Raw genomic sequence first — 3677 nt, forward strand, 5'->3', positions numbered from 1 at the left:
GCTTCACCATCACCGGCGGGATGTGTCCCACCTGTGAGGGCAAGGGCAGCATCAACGACATCGACCTCACCCAGCTCTACGACGAGAACAAGTCCCTCGACGAGGGCCCGTTCACCATCCCCGGCTACAGCATGGACGGCTGGATGGGCCGAATCTACAAGGGCAGCGGCTTCTTCGACCCCGCCAAGCCGATCAAGAAGTACACCAAGAAGCAGCTCGCCGACCTGCTCTACAAGGAACCGACCAAGATCAAGGTCGACGGCATCAACCTCACCTACGAGGGCCTGATCCCCAAGATCCGCAAGTCGATGCTGTCCAAGGATGTCGAGGCGCTGCAGCCGCACGTGCGTGCCTTCGTCGAACGTGCCGTCACCTTCGGCACCTGCCCGGACTGCGACGGCACCCGGCTCAGCGCCGAAGCCCGCTCCTCCAAGATCGACGGCGTCAGCATCGCCGACGCCTGCGCCATGCAGATCACCGACCTCGCCGAATGGGTCAAGGGCATCGACGACCCCTCGGTCGCGCCGCTGCTGGAATCGCTGCGCCAGACCCTGGACTCGTTCGTCGAGATCGGCCTCGGCTACCTGTCGCTGTCGCGGCCCTCGGGCACCCTGTCCGGTGGTGAAGCCCAGCGCGTCAAGATGATCCGCCACCTCGGTTCCTCGCTCACCGATGTCACCTACGTCTTCGACGAGCCCACCGCAGGCCTGCACCCGCACGACATCCAGCGCATGAACGACCTGCTGCTGCGCCTGCGCGACAAGGGCAACACCGTGCTGGTCGTCGAGCACAAGCCCGAGACCATCGTCATCGCCGACCACATCGTCGACCTCGGCCCCGCTGCCGGTTCCAAGGGCGGCACCATCTGCTTCGAAGGTTCCGTCGACGGTCTGCGTGCCAGCGACACCGTCACCGGCCGCCACTTCGACGACCGTGCCGCCGTCAAGGACACGGTGCGGAAGTCCGACAGCGCCTTGAAGATTCGCGGCGCCAAGGCCAACAACCTGCGCGAGGTCGACGTCGACATCCCGCTCGGCGTGCTGGTCGCGATCACCGGTGTCGCGGGTTCGGGCAAGAGCTCGCTCGTGCACGGCTCGATCCCGATCGACGAGGGCGTCATCTCCATCGACCAGGCCCCCATCAAGGGCTCGCGACGCAGCAACCCCGCCACCTACACCGGTCTGCTCGACCACATCCGCAAGGCCTTCGCCAAGGCCACCGGCGCGAAGCCGGCCCTGTTCAGCGCCAATTCCGAAGGCGCGTGCCCGAATTGCAACGGCGCGGGTGTCGTCTACACCGACCTGGCGATGATGGCGGGCGTGTCCACGGTGTGTGAGGTGTGCGAGGGCAAGCGGTTCATGGCCGAGGTGCTCGAATACACCTTCGCGGGCAAGAACATCAGCGAAGTGCTGTCGATGCCCGTCGACGAGGCACGCGAGTTCTTCGGCGAAGGAGAGGCCCGCACCCCCGCCGCCCACAAGATCCTCACCCACCTCACCGAGGTCGGCCTCGGCTACCTCACCATCGGCCAGCCGCTGACCACCCTGTCCGGCGGCGAACGTCAGCGACTGAAGCTGGCCACCCACATGTCCGACAAGGGCGGCGTCTACATCCTCGACGAACCGACCACCGGCCTGCACCTGGCCGACGTCGAACAGCTCCTCGGCCTCCTGGACCGCCTCGTCGACGCGGGCAAGTCCGTCATCGTCGTCGAACACCACCAGGCAGTCATGGCCCACGCCGACTGGATCATCGACCTCGGCCCCGGCGCAGGCCACGATGGTGGCCAGATCGTCTTCGAAGGCACCCCCGCCGACCTCGTCGCCGCCCGCTCCACCCTCACCGGCGAACACCTCGCCGACTACGTCGGCGCCTGACCCGCCGTCTCCTCCCTCGATGTATCAACGCTGGGGGAGGAGGCTCAGCGCCGGTTCACGCCAGAACCTCGGTCAGCTGGTCGGTCGCCTGGATCAACCACTGCGGATCTCCGTGCCGACGTCCCCAGAGCGCGGCCTTGACCGCGCGAACCTGCGCCCAGCGGCGGGCTCGATCACGGTCGATCTCGGCTGCCTCGCAATACAGGTCCAATCCGCGACGAATGTCGGCGGCCGGGTCGGGTGCGAACAGCAGCGGCGCGAATCGGTAGCTGCGGATGACCGTGATCGTGTCGTAGGCGGGGTCGCCGACGTACCCTTTGGGATCGATCGCCAGCCAGGGCTCGCGCTCGCTCATCAGTACGTTGGCATCGTGGAGATCACCGTGGACGAGGGTCTCGGGTTGACGCGGTCCGAGCTCGCGCAAGGTCTCGGTGGCCACGTCCAGGGTGTGGCGGGGGAGTGGGTCGCCGAGTTCGGCCGCGGTCGTGCGTATCTCGTCTGCCCAATCGGCGACCACATCGCTCAATCGGGGCAGCCCGGCGGGGGCGTGGACAGCGAGACGGCGTGACAGCTGCCCGAGGATGCCGACAGCCTTGTCGAATTCGGTGACGTCGGCGAGAGTGTCGTGGCTCGTGCGCTCGAGCAGCATCGCGTACCGTTCGTCGTCGCGTTCGAACAGGTGCACCGCACCCCGGCCGTTCCACGTGGCGAAGGCGTCGGGCTCGAACACGTTGCCCGGGTGCGGAAACGAGATCTTGACGACCGCGGGCGGCCGATCGCGATGCCGCACCGGCAGCACCACTCCCACATTGCCGTGCATGATCGGCCCATCCGGTGTGCACGACCAGCGTTGCAGCAACTCATCGGCCAGGCCGGGGAGCGCGGCGATCCATGCTCGGCCGGGTTCGCCTTCGCGACTGACCGTCTCGTGGGCGAACGCCTCCGGAATGTCGATCATGATCCGACCCTATGCGCGTCATCGGGCGTGCGGCCAGTACGGATGTGATCTATCTCGCCGCCATCGGCTCTGGTCTCCGCTGTGGTCACGGGTTTAGCCTGATACCCCGCGTGTGGCCGAAATCGATTGTACTAGAAGGATATTCGGTGCAAATCGGACATCTCCAGTCCGGTTGATGATCGGCTGATTTCGCCGTGCGCGCACTGCCGTCCCGGGAGACGTCAGCCATCCGGGCCGACGGCAGAATCCTGGCAAGGAGCTGCACCGGTGTCGGTTCGTCACAATGCCCCCGTTCGATCCGTCATGACCCGCCGCGGCGCACTCGCCGCCCTCGCACTACTGGCCGTCGCCGGCTGCGGCGGCTCCGACGCGACCACACCGCACTGGGACTACGCCGCCGACGGCCCCGACCACTGGGCCGACCTCGACCAGCACTACGCGACCTGCCGAAATGGTCACGCCCAGTCGCCGATCGACCTTTCCGACGCCACCGAGTCGCACCCCGCCGGCCACATCGAGATCGCCTACCGGCCGATCCCCGCGGCCACCCTGACCAACAACGGCCACACCATCCAGGCCACCGTGCCCGCCGACTCCGGCAACCGGATCATCGTCGACGGCACGCCGTTCTCCTTGGCCCAGTACCACTTCCACCTGCCCAGCGAGCACACCGTCGACGGCGCCGAGACCGCCATGGAACTCCATCTCGTGCACACCGACCAGACCGGCCGGCTGGCCGTCCTCGCGGTCCCGCTGCGCGCCCAGGAAGCGCCAGCGCCGCTGAGCCAAGTCCTCACCGCATCCCCGGACCGAGTCGGTGCCACCCGCACACTGAGCAATAT

Annotated in this window: 3 protein-coding genes; 2 read left to right on the forward strand and 1 reads right to left on the reverse strand. The window is 67.1% G+C overall.

All coding sequences use genetic code 11. The annotated features are described in order from the left end of the window. The coding region (locus ACFWPJ_RS27515; protein ID WP_378855600.1) for an ATP-binding cassette domain-containing protein at positions 1-1877 on the forward strand (1877 nt) is incomplete at its 5' end. A gap of 55 nt (positions 1878-1932) precedes the next feature. Here ACFWPJ_RS27515 and ACFWPJ_RS27520 read toward each other — a convergent pair. After that, a complete protein-coding gene (locus tag ACFWPJ_RS27520; protein WP_378855602.1) occupies positions 1933-2835 on the reverse strand; it encodes an aminoglycoside phosphotransferase family protein in 903 nt (300 codons plus the stop codon). A 267-nt stretch (positions 2836-3102) separates the two neighbouring features. Between ACFWPJ_RS27520 and ACFWPJ_RS27525 the strand changes: the two genes are divergently transcribed. Further along, on the forward strand, positions 3103-3677 hold a 575-nt coding region (locus ACFWPJ_RS27525; RefSeq protein WP_378855604.1), incomplete at its 3' end, for a carbonic anhydrase family protein.

Origin of the sequence: Nocardia sp. NPDC058497 (genome assembly GCF_042720195.1) — a bacterium.
GTDB lineage: Bacteria > Actinomycetota > Actinomycetes > Mycobacteriales > Mycobacteriaceae > Nocardia.